Annotated in this window: 17 protein-coding genes; 12 read left to right on the forward strand and 5 right to left on the reverse strand. The window is 65.3% G+C overall.

Going from position 1 to position 19,522, the window contains the following annotated elements; translation table 11 throughout:
* Positions 1–81: 81 nt before the first annotated feature.
* From scpA to ACWV14_RS14140, 8 genes are all read left to right on the forward strand, one after another.
* Positions 82–2,244 (forward strand): methylmalonyl-CoA mutase, encoded by a 2,163-nt coding sequence (gene scpA / locus ACWV14_RS14105; protein ID WP_454909181.1) that lies wholly within the window; start codon positions 82–84, stop codon positions 2,242–2,244.
* 8 nt (positions 2,245–2,252) lie between these two features.
* A complete protein-coding gene (locus ACWV14_RS14110) occupies positions 2,253–2,726 on the forward strand; it encodes a GNAT family N-acetyltransferase (RefSeq protein ID WP_422086238.1) in 474 nt (157 codons plus the stop codon).
* Entirely contained in the window at positions 2,720–3,769 is a 1,050-nt protein-coding gene (gene meaB, locus ACWV14_RS14115; RefSeq protein ID WP_454909182.1) for a methylmalonyl Co-A mutase-associated GTPase MeaB, read from the forward strand. Before ACWV14_RS14110 ends, meaB begins: the two co-directional genes overlap by 7 nt.
* A gap of 37 nt (positions 3,770–3,806) precedes the next feature.
* Complete coding sequence (locus tag ACWV14_RS14120) at positions 3,807–5,351, forward strand: acyl-CoA carboxylase subunit beta (RefSeq protein ID WP_081269005.1); 1,545 nt, start codon at positions 3,807–3,809, stop codon at positions 5,349–5,351.
* A gap of 38 nt (positions 5,352–5,389) precedes the next feature.
* Entirely contained in the window at positions 5,390–5,944 is a 555-nt protein-coding gene (locus ACWV14_RS14125) for a hypothetical protein (protein ID WP_454909183.1), read from the forward strand.
* A 63-nt stretch (positions 5,945–6,007) separates the two neighbouring features.
* The gene (accC, locus tag ACWV14_RS14130) at positions 6,008–8,056 is read left to right on the forward strand and encodes an acetyl-CoA carboxylase biotin carboxylase subunit (protein WP_454909184.1); all 2,049 of its coding nucleotides are present in this window, start codon (positions 6,008–6,010) and stop codon (positions 8,054–8,056) included.
* Positions 8,056–9,093, forward strand: a complete 1,038-nt coding sequence (gene bioB, locus ACWV14_RS14135) for a biotin synthase BioB (protein WP_454909185.1) — start codon at positions 8,056–8,058, stop codon at positions 9,091–9,093. The genes accC and bioB overlap by 1 nt, the downstream gene beginning before the upstream one ends.
* A complete protein-coding gene (locus tag ACWV14_RS14140) occupies positions 9,090–9,581 on the forward strand; it encodes a VOC family protein (RefSeq protein WP_454909186.1) in 492 nt (163 codons plus the stop codon). The genes bioB and ACWV14_RS14140 overlap by 4 nt, the downstream gene beginning before the upstream one ends.
* Here the strand turns inward: ACWV14_RS14140 and ACWV14_RS14145 are convergent.
* Positions 9,571–10,068, reverse strand: a complete 498-nt coding sequence (locus tag ACWV14_RS14145; protein WP_454909187.1) for an Lrp/AsnC family transcriptional regulator — start codon at positions 10,066–10,068, stop codon at positions 9,571–9,573. The genes ACWV14_RS14140 and ACWV14_RS14145 overlap by 11 nt on opposite strands.
* Positions 10,069–10,186: 118 nt before the next feature.
* Here ACWV14_RS14145 and yedA point away from each other — a divergent pair, with 118 nt between their 5' ends.
* Positions 10,187–11,113: a drug/metabolite exporter YedA gene (yedA, locus tag ACWV14_RS14150; RefSeq protein ID WP_422086245.1), complete on the forward strand. Its 927-nt coding sequence runs from the start codon at positions 10,187–10,189 to the stop codon at positions 11,111–11,113.
* On the opposite strand, the gene ACWV14_RS14155 is transcribed toward yedA, so the two are convergent.
* The 4 genes from ACWV14_RS14155 to ACWV14_RS14170 all read right to left on the reverse strand — a co-directional run bounded on the left by ACWV14_RS14155 (position 11,079) and on the right by ACWV14_RS14170 (position 15,160).
* Complete coding sequence (locus tag ACWV14_RS14155; RefSeq protein WP_081269000.1) at positions 11,079–11,717, reverse strand: LysE family translocator; 639 nt, start codon at positions 11,715–11,717, stop codon at positions 11,079–11,081. The genes yedA and ACWV14_RS14155 overlap by 35 nt on opposite strands.
* The gene (locus ACWV14_RS14160; RefSeq protein ID WP_454909188.1) at positions 11,714–12,346 is read right to left on the reverse strand and encodes an RnfABCDGE type electron transport complex subunit B; all 633 of its coding nucleotides are present in this window, start codon (positions 12,344–12,346) and stop codon (positions 11,714–11,716) included. The genes ACWV14_RS14155 and ACWV14_RS14160 overlap by 4 nt, the downstream gene beginning before the upstream one ends.
* A gap of 19 nt (positions 12,347–12,365) precedes the next feature.
* The gene (locus tag ACWV14_RS14165; RefSeq protein WP_454909189.1) at positions 12,366–13,805 is read right to left on the reverse strand and encodes a polyhydroxyalkanoate depolymerase; all 1,440 of its coding nucleotides are present in this window, start codon (positions 13,803–13,805) and stop codon (positions 12,366–12,368) included.
* 158 nt (positions 13,806–13,963) lie between these two features.
* Complete coding sequence (locus ACWV14_RS14170; protein ID WP_454909190.1) at positions 13,964–15,160, reverse strand: amino acid aminotransferase; 1,197 nt, start codon at positions 15,158–15,160, stop codon at positions 13,964–13,966.
* Between the two features lie 105 nt (positions 15,161–15,265).
* On the opposite strand from ACWV14_RS14170, the gene uvrB reads away from it, so the two are divergent.
* The 3 genes from uvrB to ACWV14_RS14185 all read left to right on the forward strand — a co-directional run bounded on the left by uvrB (position 15,266) and on the right by ACWV14_RS14185 (position 19,475).
* Positions 15,266–17,374 carry an excinuclease ABC subunit UvrB gene (uvrB, locus tag ACWV14_RS14175; RefSeq protein ID WP_422086250.1) on the forward strand — a complete coding sequence of 703 codons (2,109 nt, stop codon included), beginning with the start codon at positions 15,266–15,268 and terminating at the stop codon, positions 17,372–17,374.
* Positions 17,375–17,617: 243 nt separating this feature from the next.
* The gene (iscR, locus tag ACWV14_RS14180; RefSeq protein ID WP_007828186.1) at positions 17,618–18,154 is read left to right on the forward strand and encodes a Fe-S cluster assembly transcriptional regulator IscR; all 537 of its coding nucleotides are present in this window, start codon (positions 17,618–17,620) and stop codon (positions 18,152–18,154) included.
* 100 nt (positions 18,155–18,254) lie between these two features.
* A complete protein-coding gene (locus ACWV14_RS14185; RefSeq protein ID WP_422086251.1) occupies positions 18,255–19,475 on the forward strand; it encodes an IscS subfamily cysteine desulfurase in 1,221 nt (406 codons plus the stop codon).
* The last annotated feature ends 47 nt before the right edge of the window (positions 19,476–19,522 follow it).

Below are 19,522 nucleotides of genomic sequence, written 5' to 3' on the forward strand. Positions count from 1 at the left end.
GGAGTAGACTCGCGAACGACTTGCAAATTCGTGCAAGCGAATTTGCAAACACCTCTGCAAGACACTGCGAAGCGGCCCCTCATGAGCAGCACACCCGAACCCTCTTTCAAGCCCGCCGACCTCGAAGCCTGGGCCAAGGCCGCAGCCAAGTCGGCACCCGGTGGCGACGTGAGCGCGCTGAACTGGATCACGCCCGACGGCATCAGCGTGAAGCCGCTGTACACCGCCGCCGACCTGCAGGGGCTGAAATACACCGACACGCTGCCCGGCTTCGAGCCCTACCTGCGCGGCCCCCAGGCCACGATGTATGCAGTGCGACCCTGGACCATCCGCCAGTACGCCGGCTTCTCGACAGCCGAGGAGTCGAACGCCTTCTACCGCAAGGCGCTGGCCGCCGGCGGGCAGGGCGTGAGCGTGGCCTTCGACCTGGCCACCCACCGCGGCTACGACAGCGACCATCCGCGCGTGACCGGCGACGTCGGCAAGGCCGGCGTGGCGATCGACTCGGTCGAGGACATGAAGATCCTGTTCGACCAGATCCCGCTCGACAAGGTGAGCGTGTCCATGACGATGAACGGCGCCGTGCTGCCGGTGCTCGCGGGCTACGTGGTCGCGGCAGAAGAGCAGGGCGTGGCGCAGGACCAGCTCAGCGGAACCATCCAGAACGACATCCTCAAGGAGTTCATGGTCCGCAACACGTACATCTTTCCGCCAGCGCCGAGCATGCGGATCATCGGCGACATCATCGAGTACACGGCGCAGAAGATGCCCAAGTTCAACTCGATCTCGATCAGCGGCTATCACATGCAGGAAGCCGGCGCCAACCAGGCGCTGGAGCTCGCCTTCACGCTGGCCGACGGCAAGGAATACGTGAAGACCGCGCTGGCCAAGGGCCTCGACGTCGACGGCTTCGCCGGGCGCCTGAGTTTCTTCTGGGCCATCGGCATGAACTTCTATCTCGAAGTGGCCAAGATGCGCGCGGCGCGCCTGCTGTGGTGCCGCATCATGAAGGAGTTCAACCCCAAGAACCCCAAGAGCCTGATGCTGCGCACGCACTGCCAGACCTCGGGCTGGAGCCTCACCGAGCAGGACCCGTATAACAACGTGGTGCGCACCACCATCGAGGCGATGGCCGCGGTGTTCGGCGGCACGCAGAGCCTGCACACCAACGCGCTCGACGAAGCCATCGCGCTGCCTACCGAGTTCAGCGCCCGCATCGCGCGCAACACGCAGCTCATCATCCAGGAAGAGACGCACATCACCAATGTGATCGACCCCTGGGCCGGCAGCTACATGATGGAGAAGCTCACGCAGGACATGGCCGATGCGGCCTGGGCCATCATCGAGGAGGTCGAGGCGATGGGCGGCATGACCAAGGCCGTGGACAGCGGCTGGGCCAAGCTCAAGATCGAGGCCGCCGCCGCCGAGAAGCAGGCGCGCATCGACTCCGGCAAGGACGTGATCGTCGGCGTCAACAAGTACAAGCTCAAGAGCGAGGACGCGATCGACAGCCTGTCGATCGACAACGTGAAGGTGCGCGAGCAGCAGGTGGCGCGGCTGCAGAAGATCCGCGCGTCGCGCGACACCGCCAAGGTGCAGGCCGCGCTCGACGCGCTGACCGAAGCCGCCGAGAACAACACCGGCAACCTGCTGGCACTGAGCATCGATGCCGTGCGCCTGCGCGCTACGGTGGGCGAGATTTCGGACGCGCTCGAAAAATCATTCGGCCGCCATCGGGCCGACACGCAAAAGGTGACCGGTGTGTACGCAGCTGCCTATGACTCCGCCGAAGGCTGGGAAGCCCTCAAGACCGAAATCAACGCCTTCGCCGAGGAGCAGGGCCGCCGTCCGCGCGTGATGATCTCCAAGCTCGGCCAGGACGGCCACGACCGCGGCGCCAAGGTGGTAGCTACCGCGTTCGCCGACCTGGGCTTCGACGTGGACATGGGACCGCTGTTCCAGACGCCCGAAGAATGCGCGCGCCAGGCCATCGAAAACGACGTGCACGCAGTGGGCGTGAGCACGCTCGCGGCCGGCCACAAGACTCTCGTGCCGGCCATCATCAATGAGCTCAAGAAGCAGGGCGCGGACGACATCATCGTGTTCGTCGGCGGCGTGATTCCGCGGCAGGACTACGACTTTCTCTACGAAGCCGGCGTCAAGGGCATCTACGGACCTGGCACGCCCATTCCGGCCAGCGCCAAGGACGTGCTGGAGCAGATTCGCGCGGCGGTCACGGCCTGAGGCGCGACGTGGGCGATCTCTTGTCGCGGCTGTCGCTGCAGCCGGTGGATTCCAGCGATTTCGAAGCCATGCTTGCCCTGCGCATCGACGCGATGCGCCCGAGCCTGGAGCGCGTGGGCCGTTTCGACGCGGCACGCTCGCGCGAGCGCCTGAGCGCGGGCTTCGTCGTGCCGTACATGCATCACATCGTGCTCGATGGCGACCAGCGCATCGGCTTCGTCACGCTCAAGCCGGAGGACAGCGATGCGCTGCGCCTCGACCATCTCTATCTGCGCACCGGCTTCCAGGGCCTGGGCATCGGTGAATGGGTGCTGGAATGGGCCAAGTCGCAGGCGCGCGCGCAGCGGCTGGACATCAAGCTCACCGCGCTCGTGAAGAGCGACGCCAACCGCTTCTACCTGCGGCACGGCTTCGTGCTCGAAGGCGAAGAGGGCGTCGACCTGCACTACCGCTGGCGCGTGGCCTCGGAGGCTGCGTGCTGAACACGGCACAGTCGCTCGAACGTGCCGTCGCCGAAACCGATGGCATGGCGCAACGCCGCGCCATCGCAAAAGCCATCACGCTGCTCGAGTCGACGCGCGCCGACCACCGCGCGCAGGCCGACGAACTGCTCACGGCATTGCTGCCGCGCACGGGCAACTCGTTTCGCCTTGGCATTTCGGGCGTACCGGGCGTCGGCAAGTCGACTTTCATCGAAACGCTGGGCCTGTTGCTGATCGGCAAGGGACACCGCGTGGCGGTGCTCACCATCGATCCGTCATCCACCGTGTCGGGCGGCTCCATCCTGGGCGACAAGACGCGCATGGAGCGGCTGTCGGTGCACGAGCGCGCCTACATCCGCCCCAGCCCCTCGAGCGGCACGCTCGGCGGCGTGGCCGAGAAAACGCGCGAGGCGATGCTGGTGTGCGAGGCTGCCGGCTACGACATCGTGATTGTCGAGACCGTCGGCGTGGGCCAGAGCGAGACGGCAGTGGCCGGCATGACCGACATGTTCGTGCTGATGCAACTGCCCAACGCGGGGGACGACCTGCAGGCGATCAAGAAGGGCGTGATGGAGTTGGCCGACCTCGTCGTCATCAACAAGGCCGACATCGACAAGGACGCCGCCACCCGCGCGCAGGCTCAGATCACGTCGGCGCTGCGGCTCTTCGGGCACCAGGGCAACCCGGACCACGCACACGCGGTGCACGACGCGCACAGCGGCGCGGAGGTGCGCTTCTGGCTGCCCAAGGTGCTGCAGCTGAGCGCTCTCGCCAACACCGGCGTCGATGCCTTCTGGGAAGCCGTCACGCATTTCAGGCAGCTGCAGGCCGCCAACGGCAAGCTCGCCAGGCGCCGCGAGAAGCAGGCCACCGCGTGGATGTGGGAGCGCATCGACGCAGGCCTCAAGCAGGCCTTCAGGCATCACCCTCAGGTGCGCGAACTGCTCCCGCAGCTCACGCAGCAGGTGACACGGGGCACGCTGCCGGCATCGACTGCGGCGCGCAGCCTGCTCGCCGCGGCCGCCATCACGGCCAGACCATGAGACACGAAATTCAGGACCACAGCTTCGGAAGCACACCATGCAAGAACTGATCGAACAACTCGAAAAGCGTCGCGCCCAGGCGCGTCTCGGCGGCGGGCAGAAGCGCATAGACGCGCAACATGCCAAGGGCAAGCTCACGGCGCGCGAGCGCATCGAGCTGCTGCTCGACGACAACACCTTTGAAGAGTGGGACATGTTCGTCGAGCACCGCTCGGTCGACTTCGGCATGGCCGAGCAGAAGATCCCCGGCGACGGCGTGGTCACCGGCTACGGAATGATCAACGGCCGCCTGGTGTTCGTGTTCAGCCAGGACTTCACCGTATTCGGCGGCGCGCTCAGCGAGGCGCATGCCGAAAAAATCTGCAAGGTGATGGACCAGGCCATGAAGGTCGGCGCGCCCGTCATCGGCCTGAACGACTCGGGCGGTGCGCGCATCCAGGAAGGCGTGGCCTCGCTCGGCGGCTATGCCGACGTGTTCCAGCGCAACGTGATGGCCTCGGGCGTGGTGCCGCAGATCAGCATGATCATGGGCCCTTGCGCGGGCGGTGCCGTGTACTCGCCGGCCATGACCGACTTCATCTTCATGGTGAAGGACAGCAGCTACATGTTCGTTACCGGCCCCGAGGTGGTGAAGACCGTGACGCACGAGAGCGTGACCGCCGAAGAGCTTGGCGGCGCCATCACCCACACCACGCGCAGCGGCGTGGCCGACATGGCGTTCGAGAACGACGTCGAGGCGCTGATGATGCTGCGCCGCCTGTACAACTACCTGCCGCTCAACAACCGCGAGAAGCCGCCGGTGCGCCTGGGCAACAACGGCCTGGGCGACCCCGCCGACCGGCCCGACTATTCGCTCGACACGCTGGTGCCAGACAACCCGAACAAGCCCTACGACATCAAGGAGCTGATCCTGAAGGTGGTGGATGACGGCGACTTCTTCGAGCTGCAGCCCGACTATGCGAAGAACATCGTGATCGGCTTCGCCCGCATGGAAGGCCAGACCATCGGCATCGTGGCCAATCAACCGCTGGTGCTGGCGGGCTGCCTCGACATCAAGAGCAGCATCAAGGCCGCGCGCTTCGTGCGCTTCTGCGACGCCTTCAACATTCCGGTCGTCACCTTCGTCGACGTGCCAGGCTTCATGCCCGGCACGGGGCAGGAGTACGGCGGCATCATCAAGCACGGCGCCAAGCTGCTTTACGCCTACGCCGAGTGCACGGTGCCGAAGATCACCGTCATCACGCGCAAGGCCTATGGCGGCGCTTACGACGTGATGGCTTCGAAGCATCTGCGCGGCGACGTCAACCTTGCCTGGCCGCGCGCCGAGATCGCGGTGATGGGCGCCAAGGGCGCGGTGGAAATCATCTTCCGCGAAGACAAGAACGACCCCGAGAAGCTCGCCGCCCGCGAGGCCGAATACAAGGCCCGCTTTGCGAACCCGTATGTGGCCAGCGCACGCGGCTACATCGACGACGTGATCCTGCCGCACGAGACGCGCAAGCGCATCTGCCGCTCGCTGGTGATGCTGCGCGAGAAGAAGCTCGAGAACCCGTGGCGCAAGCACGGGAACATTCCGCTGTGATTCAACGCTCTGTCCAGCTCCTGGTTTCCGCACTGGCCATGCTGGGAATCGTATCGGGGTGCAGTGCAGCCGATTCAAAGTTGCCGGCATTCGACGCGCGTGGCGTCCAATGCGGACTGCTCTTCAAGGCGCTACACGTCCCCGAAAAAGCGGAGGCGAATCGCTCGTTGGACTCGCCCGATACGGCTCGTGCAGAGGCTCTTGCACAGCTGCTGGCCCCGCTCAAAGGTGAGTATGAACGTCTGCTTGCTGGCTGGGAAAAGTCGTTGCCCGCGTCAGGAGCCTCCGATGAGTTGAAAGTCGTTGCGTCCGCATGTGCGGCGCGTTTGTTCCCGCAGGCGTCCGAGGCTACTGTCGGGCGGTGCGGCGAAACGTGGCAAACCTCTTTCATCCCCGCGGTCATGCGCTTCAAAGGGCGGCCCTTGTCCGAAGCTCAGTCCACGCTGAAGTACATGGGCACAGAGACTTCCGATGCGAGCAATACGCGGCTTATCGAGTTCTTCTACGCCTATCCCGTCCACTCGTACCGTGAGCCGATGGCGATCACGCGAGTGACGGGTGCATGGCTTGAAAAATGTCTGACGGAGATGTAGGCCGTCTGGCCGGCAAATCTGACAAGTGCGGAACATCATCTTGATGAGAAATGAGTAAGGCAAATGTTCAAGAAAATCCTGATCGCCAATCGCGGTGAAATCGCCTGCCGCGTGATTCAAACCGCCAAGAAGATGGGCATCCTCACCGTCGCCGTCTACTCCGACGCCGACAAGGAAGCCCGCCACGTCGAACTGGCCGACGAGGCCGTGCACATCGGCGCTGCGCCCAGCCGCGAGAGCTATCTGCAGGCGGACCGCATCATCGCGGCCTGCAAGCAGACGGGCGCCGAGGCCGTGCATCCGGGCTACGGCTTCCTGTCGGAGAACGAAGCCTTCGCGCGCAAGGTCGAGGAAGAGGGCATTGCCTTCATCGGACCGAAGCACTATTCGATCGCGGCGATGGGCGACAAGATTGCCTCGAAGAAGCTCGCGAACGAAGCCAAGGTCAACACCATTCCGGGCTGGAACGACGCCATCGAGACGGCCGAGCGCGCGGTCGAGATAGCGAAGGACATCGGCTACCCCGTGATGATCAAGGCCTCGGCCGGCGGCGGCGGCAAGGGCCTGCGCGTGGCCTTCAACGACAAGGAAGCCTTCGAGGGCTTCACCTCGTGCCGCAACGAGGCGCGCAACAGCTTCGGCGACGACCGCGTGTTCATCGAGAAGTTCGTCGAGGAGCCGCGCCACATCGAGATCCAGGTGCTGGGCGATTCGCACGGCAACGTGATTTACCTGAACGAGCGCGAGTGCTCGATCCAGCGGCGCCACCAGAAGGTGATCGAGGAGGCTCCTTCCCCCTTCATCAGCGACGAAACGCGCAAGGCCATGGGCGAGCAGGCCGTGCAGTTGGCCAAGGCCGTGAAGTACCAGAGCGCGGGCACAGTGGAGTTCGTGGTCGGCAAGGACCAGAGCTTCTACTTCCTGGAGATGAACACGCGTCTGCAGGTGGAGCACCCGGTGACGGAGTGCATCACCGGCCTCGACCTCGTCGAGCTGATGATCCGCGTGGCTGCCGGCGAGAAGCTGCCGCTGACGCAGGCCGAGGTGAAGCGCAACGGCTGGGCGATCGAGTGCCGCATCAATGCCGAAGACCCGTTCCGCAATTTCCTGCCGTCGACCGGCCGGCTGGTGAAGTTCCAGCCGCCGACCGAGACCATGTTCGCGAGCGACACCGAGCACCTGCAAGGCGTGCGCGTGGACACGGGTGTGTACGACGGCGGCGAGATTCCGATGTACTACGACTCGATGATCGCCAAGCTCATCGTGCACGGCAAGGATCGCCAGCATGCGATCGCCCGCATGCGCGAGGCGCTCAACGGCTTCGTGATCCGAGGCATCAGCAGCAACATCCCGTTCCAGGCGGCGCTGCTGGCGCATCCGAAGTTCGTGGCGGGCGACTTCAACACCGGCTTCATCGCCGAGCACTACGGCAAGGGCTTCCATGCGGAAGACGTGCCGCATGCCGATCCGTCGTTCCTGATTGCGCTCGCGGCCTACGTGCACCGCCGTTATCGCGCGCGTGCCTCTGGCATCAGCGGGCAGCTCGAAGGCCACGGCGTGAAGGTGGGCGAGCAGTTCGTGGTGGTCGAGCTGGGGCCGGAGGGCAAGCACGTGCACCACCCTGTGTCGGTCACCGACTTCCATGGCAAGACCGGCGCGAGCTCGGTGGCCGTCGGCGGCAAGAGCTACAAGATCGACAGCAGCTTTGCGCTGGGCGCGATCCGTGTGCAGGGCATCGTCAACGACAAGCCGTTCACCGCACAGGTGGAGCGCGGCGCGGGCAAGAGCCCGCTGGCGCTGCGCGTGTCGCACGACGGCACGCAGATAGAGGCAATGGTGCTGTCGCCGCTGGGCGCGCGGCTGCTGGAGCTGATGCCCTACAAGGCACCGCCGGACCTGAGCAAGTTCCTGATGTCGCCGATGCCGGGCTTGCTGGTCGAGGTGTCGGTGCAGCCGGGGCAGCAGGTGCGCGCCGGCGAAAAACTGGCCGTGATCGAGGCGATGAAGATGGAGAACGTGCTGTTCGCCGCGCAGGACGGCGTTGTGGGCAAGATTTCAGCGGGCAAGGGCGAATCGCTTGCCGTCGATCAGATCATTCTGGAGTTCAATTGATGGGTGCCAACGACTTGCAACAGGCGATCACGCTGCACCGGCCCGCGAAGGCCGCTGCCCCCAAGACCGAGGGTCCGTGGTCCGTCGAGGCGATCCAGGCGCTGCTCGACAAGCCGCTGATGGATCTGCTGTTCGAGGCGCAGACCGTGCACCGCCAGCATTTCCCCGAAGGCGATATCGAGCTGGCCACGCTGCTGTCGGTCAAGACCGGCGGCTGCCCGGAGAACTGCGGCTATTGCCCGCAGTCGGCCGAGTTCGATACCGGCGTGAAGGCGCAGAAGCTCATGGAGGTCGACGAGGTGGTGCGCGCCGCGCAAGCCGCCAAGGACGCTGGCGCCACGCGCTTCTGCATGGGCGCCGCATGGCGCGCGCCGAAGGACCGCGACGTGGAGAAGGTGGCCGTGCTGGTCGAGGCCGTGAAGGGGTTGGGCATGCAGACCTGCGCCACGCTCGGCATGCTGGAGCCGCACCACGCGCACCAGCTCAAGGCCGCAGGCCTGGACTACTACAACCACAACCTCGACACCGCGCCCGAGTACTACACCGACGTGGTCGACACGCGCACCTACCAGGACCGGCTCGACACGCTGGCCAACGTGCGCAGCGCGGGCATCAGCGTGTGCTGCGGCGGCATCGTCGGCATGGGCGAGCAGCCGGTGCACCGCGCGGGGCTGATCGCTCAGCTGGCCAACCTGAACCCGTACCCGGAATCGGTGCCTATCAACAGCCTGGTGCGCGTGCCCGGCACGCCGCTGGCCGACTCGGACCCGGTCGATCCCTTCGACTTCGTGCGCATGATCGCTGTGGCGCGCATCACCATGCCGACCGCGCGCGTACGGCTGTCGGCCGGGCGCCAGCAGATGGGCGACGCGGTGCAGGCGCTGTGCTTCATGGCGGGTGCGAATTCGATCTTCTATGGCGACAAGCTGCTGGTCACCGGCAACCCCGACGTGGAAGCCGACACGGTGCTGCTGCGCAAGCTCGGGCTCAATGCGCGGCAGGTTCAGGAGCAGGCTTCGGAAAGTTGCGCAGCATGACCGCCGCTACCGCACGCCCCTTCAAGGTGCTGGGCATCCAGCAGATCGCCATCGGTGGCCCCGACAAGCTGCGCCTGCAGAAGCTGTGGGTCGACATGCTGGGGCTCGAGGTCACGGGCACGTTCAAGAGCGAACGCGAGAACGTCGACGAGGACATCTGCGCGATGGGCGCGGGCCCGTTCAAGGTCGAGGTCGACCTGATGCAGCCGCTGGACCCCGACAAGAAGCCTGCCGTCCACACGACACCGCTGAACCACGTGGGCCTGTGGATCGACGACCTGCCCAAGGCAGTCGAATGGCTCACGGCGCAGGGCGTGCGTTTTGCGCCCGGCGGCATTCGCAAGGGGGCGGCCGGTTTCGACATCTGCTTTCTACACCCGAAGGCGAACGACGAGTTCCCGATCGCGGGCGAGGGTGTGCTGATCGAGATGGTGCAGGCGCCGCCTGAAGTGGTGGCGGCCTTCAGCGCACTCGCAGCTACGCGTTGAGTACTTTTCTGATCGGCGGTTTTACGTCCGAACTACGGGGCGGCAGCATCGCCTGGTGCTCGCGCGCCGGGTTCAGGATGATCGAGGTGGCGGTCTCCGTGAGGATGCAGAACTTGGTGACCACCGCATCGAGGTGGCTCACGTCGATCACCGCGATCTCCAGGACCCAGCTGTCCTCCCCGGTCACGTTGTAGGCATTGACGCATTCGGGCGTCTGCTGCACCAGCTCGACCACGCGTGCGTAGTCGGCGCGGCCCACGCGGATGATGGCGCGGATGCCATAGCCCAGCTTGCCCAGGTTCACGGTGGCGCGGTAGCCGCTGATGACGCCAGCGGCCTCCAGTTTCTTCACGCGTTCGGTCACGGCGGGCTGGCTCAAGTGCACGCGGCGGCCCAACTCGGCCATGGTCAGCCGCGCATCGTTCTGCAGTTCGGCCAGGATGCGGGTGTCATGCGCATCCAGCGTGGGGGTCAAGGTGAAGTCCATGCAACTCCTTCAAATCAACGGTGGGAAGAGGGCAGAACCATGAAAGTCGCATGGATGCCGGAGGTCGGCTTTCATACCATGGCTGCCTTCACATACCAACAAGAGACTTCCCTCGGACATGTCCACCCTCGCTTCTCCAGCCAAGCCCGCGTCCGCAGGGCGCTCCGGATTGCCGCTGCTGCTGTGGCTGTGCCTCGCCGCCACCTGGGTGGTCTGGGGCTCGACCTACCTCGCGATCAAGTACGCGCTCGTGAGCTTTCCGCCATTCCTGCAGATGGGCTCGCGCTTCCTGTGCGCTGGCGTGCTGCTCATCGTGTGGATGCGCTGGCGCGGGGCGCCGTGGCCGTCGCTGGTGCAATGGCGCAATGCCTTCATCGTCGGGGCGCTGATGCTGGGCGGCGGCATGGGCGGCACGGCCAGCGCCGAGGTTTCGATCGGCTCTGGGCTGGTCGTCGCGTTCATCGCGGTGATTCCGCTGCTCATTGCGCTCCTAAACCTGATCTGGGGCGTGAAGCCGTCGCGGCTGGAAGCAGCAGGCATTGCGCTCGGGCTTGTCGGCGTGCTGATGCTGACGCAGGGCAGCGGCTTCCGGTCTTCGCCCGAAGGCTTGCTGGCAATCTGCATCGCTTGCTGCTGCTGGTCGCTAGGCAGTGTGCTGAGCCAGCGCGGCCTGCCGCTGGCGCCCGGCGCGATGGGATTCGCGAGCGAGATGCTGTGCGGTGGCGTGGTGTTGATGGGGCTGGCCGCGGTTTCCGGCGAAACGGTGAGCTGGCCCTTGCAGGCCGAGGCAGTGGCCGCGTGGGTCTACCTCGTGGTGTTCGGCTCGCTGATCGCCTTCAATGCCTACATGGTGCTGCTGGCGAGGGCACCGGCCGCGCTGGCGTCGAGCTACACCTTCGTGAATCCGGTGATCGCGATGCTGCTGGGCGTGTGGATCGCCGACGAGACGGTCACGCGCTTCGAGTGGTACGCCGTGGGCGTAGTGCTGGCGGGTGTGCTGCTGTTGCTCTTCAAGCGCCGGGGCGGCGCCACACCGCAAGCGTAGCCGCGAGCAGCCACATGCCGGCCGCACAACCGCGGTTCATTGCCTTGAGGCCGCGCTGCGAGAGGAAGCGCACGGCCTGCGTGCCGGCGCCGGCATAGGCAAGCATCACGCAGGTGTCGAGAGCGACGAAAACGGCGCCCAGCAGCAGGTACTGCGGGCCTTGCGGCTTCGCGATGTCGACGAACTGCGGCAGGAATGCCGCGAAGAACAGCACCGTCTTCGGATTCGACAGCGCCACCATGAGGCTGCGCAGCAGCGCGACACGGCCCTGCGGACGGACTTCGAGCGGCGACTTGGCCAGCGCGGTGCGCAGGTCGGTGGTTTCGCTGCGCCACAGCTTGACGCCCAGCCACACGAGGTAGGCCACGCCTGCGACACGGATCGCATTGAAGAGCCACTCCGAGGTCGCCAGCAGCGAGCCCAGTCCCAGTGCGACGACTGCGATCAGCGTGATGCTGCCGAGCGATGCACCCGCAATGCCCCAGCTCGCGCGGCGCATGCCGCCCTCGATGCCGTTGGAGAGTGCCAGCAGCATCGTCGGCCCCGGGATCAGGGCCAGCGCGAGCGAAGCGACGATGTAGATGAGCAGGGTGTCGAGCGTCATGGTTTGGTGGCTGGTGGGCGTTGTTGCGAGGCGGCGCGGGCACGCGCCAGTGCGGCTTCGACGATGGCGCGCTTGCGTGCGCCGGCGTCCTGCGGGGTTTCGGGCTTGGGCGCCGCTTCGGCCAGGCGGGCGTCGGTGTTGCGGTGCTTGCCGTGCACTTCGTAGCGGCGCCGTGCGCTCGCGGCCTGCTCGGCAGACCAGGCTTGCCAGCCGGTGCGGCCGGGCGTTTCGACCTCGAGCGAGATGCAGTCGACGGGGCAGACCGGAATGCACAGCTCGCAGCCCGTGCAGTGGGCCTCGATCACCGTGTGCATGCGCTTGTTGATGCCGACGATGGCGTCGGTAGGGCAGGCGTCGAGGCAGAGCGTGCAGCCGATGCACCAGGCCTCGTCGATGACGGCCATGGCGCGCGGGCCTTCGGTGCCGCATTCGGGGTCGAGCGGCAGCGGCGCGCGGCCGGTGAGTCCTGCGAGCCGGTCAATGCCTTCGGCACCGCCGGGCGGGCACTGGTTGATGCCGGCCTCGCCGTCGGCCACGGCCTGGGCGTAGCTCGCGCAATCCGGGTAGCCGCAACGTGTGCACTGCGTTTGGGGCAGTGCGTCGTTGATGCGTGCGGCGAGCCCGTTCACGGTGGGAATGGCGCGCGCTTCAGCGCGCGGCGCCGGTGCCGGGCTTCTTGCGCGGCGTGGTCTTCTTCACGGCGACGGCCGTGGCCGTTTTCGCCGGGGCCTTCTTGGCCGCGACAGCTACGGGAGCCGGGCTTTTGCGCACCGGCTTCACGGTGTCTTCGGCGGCCAGCGCGTCGCGGGCGCTCGCGCGGCGTTGCGGCTGGTCGTTGGCCTCGATGAATTTCTGCATCTTCGGGTAGACCAGCTCGCGCCAGCGGCGGCCGCTGAAGATGCCGTAGTGGCCGGCACCCTTGACTTCGTAGTGTTCGCGCTTCGCGTCGTCGATGCCGGTGCACAGGCTGTGCGCGGCTTCGGTCTGGCCAGAGCCGGAGATGTCGTCGAGCTCGCCTTCGACGGTGAGCAGGGCGGTGCCATGGATGTCCTGCGGACGCACGCGCTCCACCTTGCCGTCGGGAGCCTTGACGTCCCAGGTGCCGTTGACCAGGTCGAATTCCTGGAACACGGTGCGGATGGTCTCGAGGTAGTAATCGGCGTCCATGTCGAGCACGGCGTTGTACTCGTCGTAGAACTTGCGGTGGGCCTCGGCGCTGGCGTCGTCGCCCTTGATGAGGTCCTTGAAGTAGTCGTAGTGGCTGCTCGCGTGGCGGTCGGGGTTCATGGCCACGAAGCCGGTGTGCTGCAGGAAGCCGGGGTACACGCGGCGGCCTTCACCGGGGAAGCCCTGCGGCACGCGGTAGATCACGTTGTTCTCGAACCACTCGAAGCTCTTGTTCATCGCGAGGTTGTTGACCGCGGTGGGCGACTTGCGCGCGTCGATGGGGCCACCCATCATCGTCATGGTGAGCGGCAGCGCCTCGCCGCGGCTGGCCATGAGCGACACGGCCGCGAGCACGGGCACAGTGGGCTGGCACACGCTCACCACGTGGCAGTTGCCGTACTCGGCCTGCAGCAGGCGGATGAACTCCTGCACGTAGTTGATGTAGTCGTCGAGGTGGAACTCGCCTTCCGACAGCGGCACGAGGCGCGCATTCTTCCAGTCGGTGATGTAGACCTTGTGGTCCTGCAGCATGGTGCGCACTGTGTCGCGCAGCAGGGTCGCATAGTGGCCCGACAGGGGCGCGACGACCAGCACCACGGGCTGGCTCTTGAGCGTCTTGAGGATGTGCGGCTCGTCGGTGAAGCGCTTGAAGCGGCGCAGTTCGCAGAAGGGCTTGTCGAGCGCAATGGCTTCCTGGATGACGACGTCCGCGCCGTCGACCTTCACCGACTTGATGTTGAACTCGGGCTTCTCGTAGTCCTTGCCCAGGCGGTAGAGCAGGTCGTAGCCCGCGGCCATGCGCTGGGCCATGGGCAATTGGCCCCACACGGCGCCCTGGCCGTAGAGCTTGGAGGCTGCCTGGGCGAAGTCCGAGAAAGGCTCCATCAAGGAACGCTGGGCTTCGTAGAGTTGATAGAGCATCGCTGATCTTGGAGTGGAATGTTGCGGTGCAATATATCAGCGCATTCGCTGCGGTACAGGGGGCCTAACCCCTACACCGACCCCGCAGCGAGGGTCCTTTGGCCTGGAAGCGTGAAGGAATCGTCGCTGGGACGCATTCCCTCACACTTCGCTGTCACCTAGATGACTTTGGCGATCGACGCGCAGACGTAGTCGATGTTCTTGCTGTTGAGCGCGGCCACGCACATGCGGCCGGTGTCGGTGCCGTACACGCCGAATTCATTGCGCAGGCGCACCATCTGGTCCTTGGTCAGGCCCGAGTAGCTGAACATGCCGATCTGCGTGGTGATGAAGCTCATGTCTTCCTTCACGCCGGCGGCCTTGAGGCCGTCGAACAGCTTCTGGCGCATGGCCTTGATGCGCACGCGCATTTCGCCCAGTTCCTTTTCCCAGAGGGCGCGCAGTTCGGGGTTGCCGAGAACCGCGGCCACCACGGCGCCGCCGTGCGTGGGCGGGTTGCTGTAGTTGGTGCGGATGGCGATCTTGAGCTGCGACAGCACGCGGCCGGCCTCTTCCTTGTTTTCGCACAGCACCGACAGTGCGCCGACGCGCTCGCCGTACAGGCTGAAGCTCTTGGAGAAAGAGGTCGAGACGAAGAAGGTCAGGCCGGCTTCGACGAACTTGGCGACGGCGGCGCCGTCTTCCTTCAGGCCGTAGCCGAAGCCCTGGTAGGCCATGTCGAGGAAGGGCACCAGGCCCTTGGCCTTGACCGCGGCGACGACCTGGTCCCACTGGGCGGCGGTGATGTCGTAGCCGGTGGGGTTGTGGCAGCAGGCGTGCAGCACGACGATGGTGCCGGCCGGTGCCGCGTTCAGGGCGGCCAGCATGCCTTCGAAGTTGACGCCGCGCTTGGCCGCATCGTAGTAGGGGTAGCTTTCGACTTCGAAGCCGGCGTTGGTGAACAGCGCGCGGTGGTTTTCCCAGCTCGGGTCGCTGATCAGGACCTTGGCGGAGGGGCTGAGCTTCTTGAGGAAGTCGGCGCCGACCTTCAGGCCGCCGGTGCCGCCGATGGCCTGGATGGTGGCCACGCGGCCCGAGGTGACGGGTTCGCTGTCGGCGCCGAAGACCAGCGCCTTGACGGCGTTGTCGTACGCCACGATGCCGTCGATGGGCAGGTAGCCGCGCGCGGTGGGCGCTTTCATCATGTTCTGTTCTGCGGCCTGCACGCACTGGAGCAGGGGCAGCTTGCCGTTGTCGTCGTAATAGACGCCGACGCCGAGGTTGACCTTGTTGGGGTTGGTGTCGGCTGCAAATTGCTCGTTGAGGCCGAGGATCGGGTCGCGCGGTGCCATTTCGACCGCGGTGAACATAGACATGGAAAGGTCCTTTGGGATGAAAGCTTCGCTGCAACCGGACTAGGCTTTATGCTTTCCGGTTGCCTTGAATTTTACCGGCGCGAGCGCCACCTGTCGGGAACAGCCATGCCAGACAACAACGAAGCCATAGCAGACCTGAAGAAAGTGGACCCGATCGGGCCCGCGAAACAGGGTGAATTCATCAGGTACCCGGACTCCCCGTTCGAGCTTTTCCAGCCCTATCCGCCCGCGGGCGACCAGCCGAAGGCCATCGAAGGGCTGGTCGAGGGCGTGATCGACGGCGAAGTGTTCCAGACCCTGCTGGGCGTGACCGGCTCGGGCAAGACCTTCACCATGGCCAACGTGATCGCGCGGCTGGGCCGCCCGGCCATCGTGTTCGCGCCCAACAAGACGCTGGCGGCGCAGCTCTACAGCGAGTTCCGCGAGTTCTTTCCGAAGAACGCCGTCGAGTACTTCGTGAGCTACTACGACTACTACCAGCCCGAAGCGTATGTGCCGCAGCGCGACCTGTTCATCGAGAAGGACTCCTCGATCAACGAGCACATCGAGCAGATGCGGCTGTCGGCCACCAAGAGCGTGCTGGAGCGGCGCGACACGGTCATCGTGGCCACGGTGAGCGCCATCTACGGCATTGGCACGCCCGAGGACTACATGGAGATGCGGCTGATTGCCCGCGTCGGCGACAAGGTCGGGCAGCGCGACCTGATTTCGCGGCTGATCCGCATGCAGTATCTGCGCAACGAGCAGGACTTCGCGCGCGGCACCTTCCGCGTGCGGGGCGACACCATCGACGTGTTCCCGGCGGAGCACAGCGAGCTGGCGATCCGTTTCGAGCTGTTCGACGACGAAATCGAGTCGCTGCAACTGTTCGATCCGCTGACCGGGCGCGTCCGGCAGAAGGTGCCGCGCTTCACGGTGTACCCGTCCAGCCATTACGTGACGCCGCGAGACAAGGTCATGGCGGCGGTCGAGACCATCAAGATCGAACTGAGCGAGCGGCTCAAGGAACTGGTGGGCGCGGGCAAGCTGGTCGAGGCGCAGCGGCTGGAGCAGCGCACCCGCTTCGACCTCGAGATGCTGGCTGAAATCGGCCACTGCAAGGGCATCGAGAACTACACGCGCCACCTGTCGGGCGCCGCGCCCGGCGACCCGCCGGCTACGCTGACCGACTACCTGCCGAAGGACGCGCTGATGTTCCTCGACGAGAGCCACCAGATGATCGGCCAGCTCGGCGGCATGTACAACGGCGACCGGGCGCGCAAGACCACGCTGGTCGAGTACGGCTTTCGCCTGCCGAGCGCGCTGGACAACCGGCCGCTCAAGCTCGAGGAGTTCGAGACGCGCATGCGCCAGTGCATCTTCGTTTCCGCCACGCCGGCGCAGTACGAGAAGGACCACGCCGGCAATGTGGTCGAACAGCTGGTGCGGCCGACCGGCCTGATCGACCCCGAGGTCGAGGTGCGGCCCGCCACCCACCAGGTGGACGACGTGCTGGGCGAGATCCGCGTGCGCGTGGACAAGAACGAACGCGTGCTGATCACCACCCTGACCAAGCGCATGGCCGAGCAGCTGACCGACTACCTGGGCGACAACGGGGTGAAGGTGCGCTATCTGCACAGCGACGTAGATACGGTGGAGCGGGTGGAGATATTGCGCGACCTGCGCCTGGGCACCTTCGATGTGCTGGTGGGCATCAACCTGCTGCGCGAGGGACTGGATATTCCGGAGGTGTCGCTGGTGGCGATCCTCGATGCCGACAAGGAAGGCTTCCTGCGCGCCGAGCGTTCGCTTATCCAGACCATCGGCCGGGCGGCGCGCAACCTGAACGGCAAGGCCATTCTTTACGCCGACCGGATGACCGACTCGATGCGGAAGGCCATCGACGAGACCGAGCGCCGCCGGGCCCGGCAGATAGCGCACAACGAGGCGAACGGCATCACGCCGCGCAGCATCGTCAAGCAGGTGCGCGACCTGATCGACGGGGTCTACAGCGAGAAAACGGGCAAGGAAATGGCCAAGCTCGACCTGGAACGCGCCAAGGTCGAGGACATGAGCGAAAAGGACATCGCCAGGGAAATCAAGCGCCTCGAGAAGCAGATGCTGGAGCACGCCCGGAACCTCGAATTCGAGAAGGCCGCCCGCGTGCGGGACCAGCTGGCGCTGCTGCGGGAGCAGGCTTTCGGGGCTGCCGGCGGGGACAACATCGCGCTCTAGCCGCGGTAGTTCAAACGTTCGCGTTCTTCAAGCGGGCGGCGCTGGGGTTTACCCGAGCAGAGTCCGGGGGCTTCTGTTATACTTGAGCGAAATACTCAACAACAAGAAAAAGAACTTCGCGATGAAGGACCGACTCCTACCGGCTGGTTCACCAGCGTCAGGGGTCGGGCAGGGCGGAGACGAGGTCACTGCGGCCCAGGGCCACGGTGTCATTTCAACGGTAAGCACTTGAAGGAGCTTGCGATGCGTCTCACTACCAAAGGCCGTTTTGCGGTCACGGCAATGATCGATCTGGCGTTGCGTCAGAACACCGGTCCGGTCACGCTGGCTGCAATCAGCCAACGGCAACAGATTTCGCTGTCCTACCTCGAACAGCTGTTCGGCAAGCTGCGCCGTCACGAACTGGTCGAGTCGACCCGCGGCCCCGGCGGCGGCTACAGCCTCGGCCGCAAGGCTGCGGACATCACCGTGGCCGACATCATTGTTTCCGTCGATGAACCCATCGACGCCACTCAGTGCGGCGGCAAGGAAAACTGCCTGGGCGAAGCCGGCCGCTGCATGACGCACGAGCTCTGGGCCTCGCTCAACCAGCGCATGGTCGAGTTTCTCGACTCCGTCACCCTGCAGAAGCTGGTCGACGACCAGATCGCCAAGGGCGTGCAGATCGAGAACAAGCCGGTCGTCAAGCGCGCGATCTCGGCCCAGCCAGTGGTCAAGCCGATTCGCGTGAATGCGCCGAACTCGGTGTTCGCCCTCGGCAACGCCTTCGCGAAGTCCTGAGACCTCTTTCGAGACTTCTGATTTCCGGCGGCGCCTTCGGGCGCCGGCACGAGCAGCAGCCCAGATCTAAAAACAACCCCCACGCCAGCACGAGCCAGCCATGGACGTAACTCCTCATTTCCCGATCTATCTCGATTACGGCGCCACCACGCCGGTCGACCCGCGTGTGGTCGACGCCATGATCCCCTGGTTGCGCGAGCACTTCGGCAACCCGGCATCGCGCAGCCACGCCTGGGGCTGGGAGGCTGAAGAGGCGGTCGAGAAGGCGCGCGGACAGGTGGCCGAACTGATCAATGCCGATCCGCGCGAAATCGTCTGGACGTCGGGCGCTACCGAATCGATCAATCTTGCCCTCAAGGGCGCGGCCCAGTTCTACAAGGGCAAGGGCAAGCACCTGATCACGCTGAAGACCGAGCACAAGGCCGTGCTGGACACCATGCGCGAGCTGGAACGCCAGGGCTTCGAGGTGACCTACCTCGACGTCGAGGAAAACGGTCTCGTCGACCTTGATAAGTTCAAGGCCGCCATTCGCCCCGACACCATCCTGGCCAGCGTGCTCTTCGTGAACAACGAAATCGGCGTGATCCAGGACGTGGTCGCGCTGGGTAATGCCTGCCGCGAAAAGGGCGTGATCTTCCACGTCGACTCGGCCCAGGCCACCGGCAAGATCGACATCGACATCACGAAGCTGCCCATCGACCTGATGAGCCTGGCTTCGCACAAGACTTACGGCCCCAAGGGCATCGGCGCGCTGTACGTGCGCCGCAAGCCGCGCATCCGCCTCGAAGCGCAGATGCACGGTGGTGGCCATGAGCGCGGCATGCGTTCGGGCACGCTGCCCACGCACCAGATCGTCGGCATGGGCGAGGCCTACCGCATCGCCAAGCTCGAGATGCACAAGGACATCGAACACGCGCGCCGCCTGCAGAAGCGTCTGCTCGACGGTTTGAAAGACGTGGAGCAGGTGTTCATCAACGGCGACCTCGAGCACCGCGTGCCGCACAACCTGAACATGAGCTTCAACTACGTCGAAGGCGAGTCGCTGATCATGGGCATCAAGGGCCTGGCGGTATCGTCGGGTTCGGCCTGCACCTCGGCCAGCCTCGAGCCCAGCTACGTGCTGCGCGCCCTTGGCCGCAGCGACGAACTGGCGCACAGCAGCCTTCGCATGACCATCGGCCGTTTCACGACCGAAGAAGAAATCGACTACGCCATTTCGACCATCAAGCACAACGTTGCCAAGCTGCGCGAGCTGAGCCCCCTGTGGGAGATGTTCCAGGACGGCGTCGACATCAGCACGATCCAGTGGTCGGCCCACTGACGCAGGCCCGCACCAGGCTCCACGATTGAACAAAGTTTGAGAGGTAC

It is taken from the genome of Variovorax durovernensis (assembly GCF_977011995.1).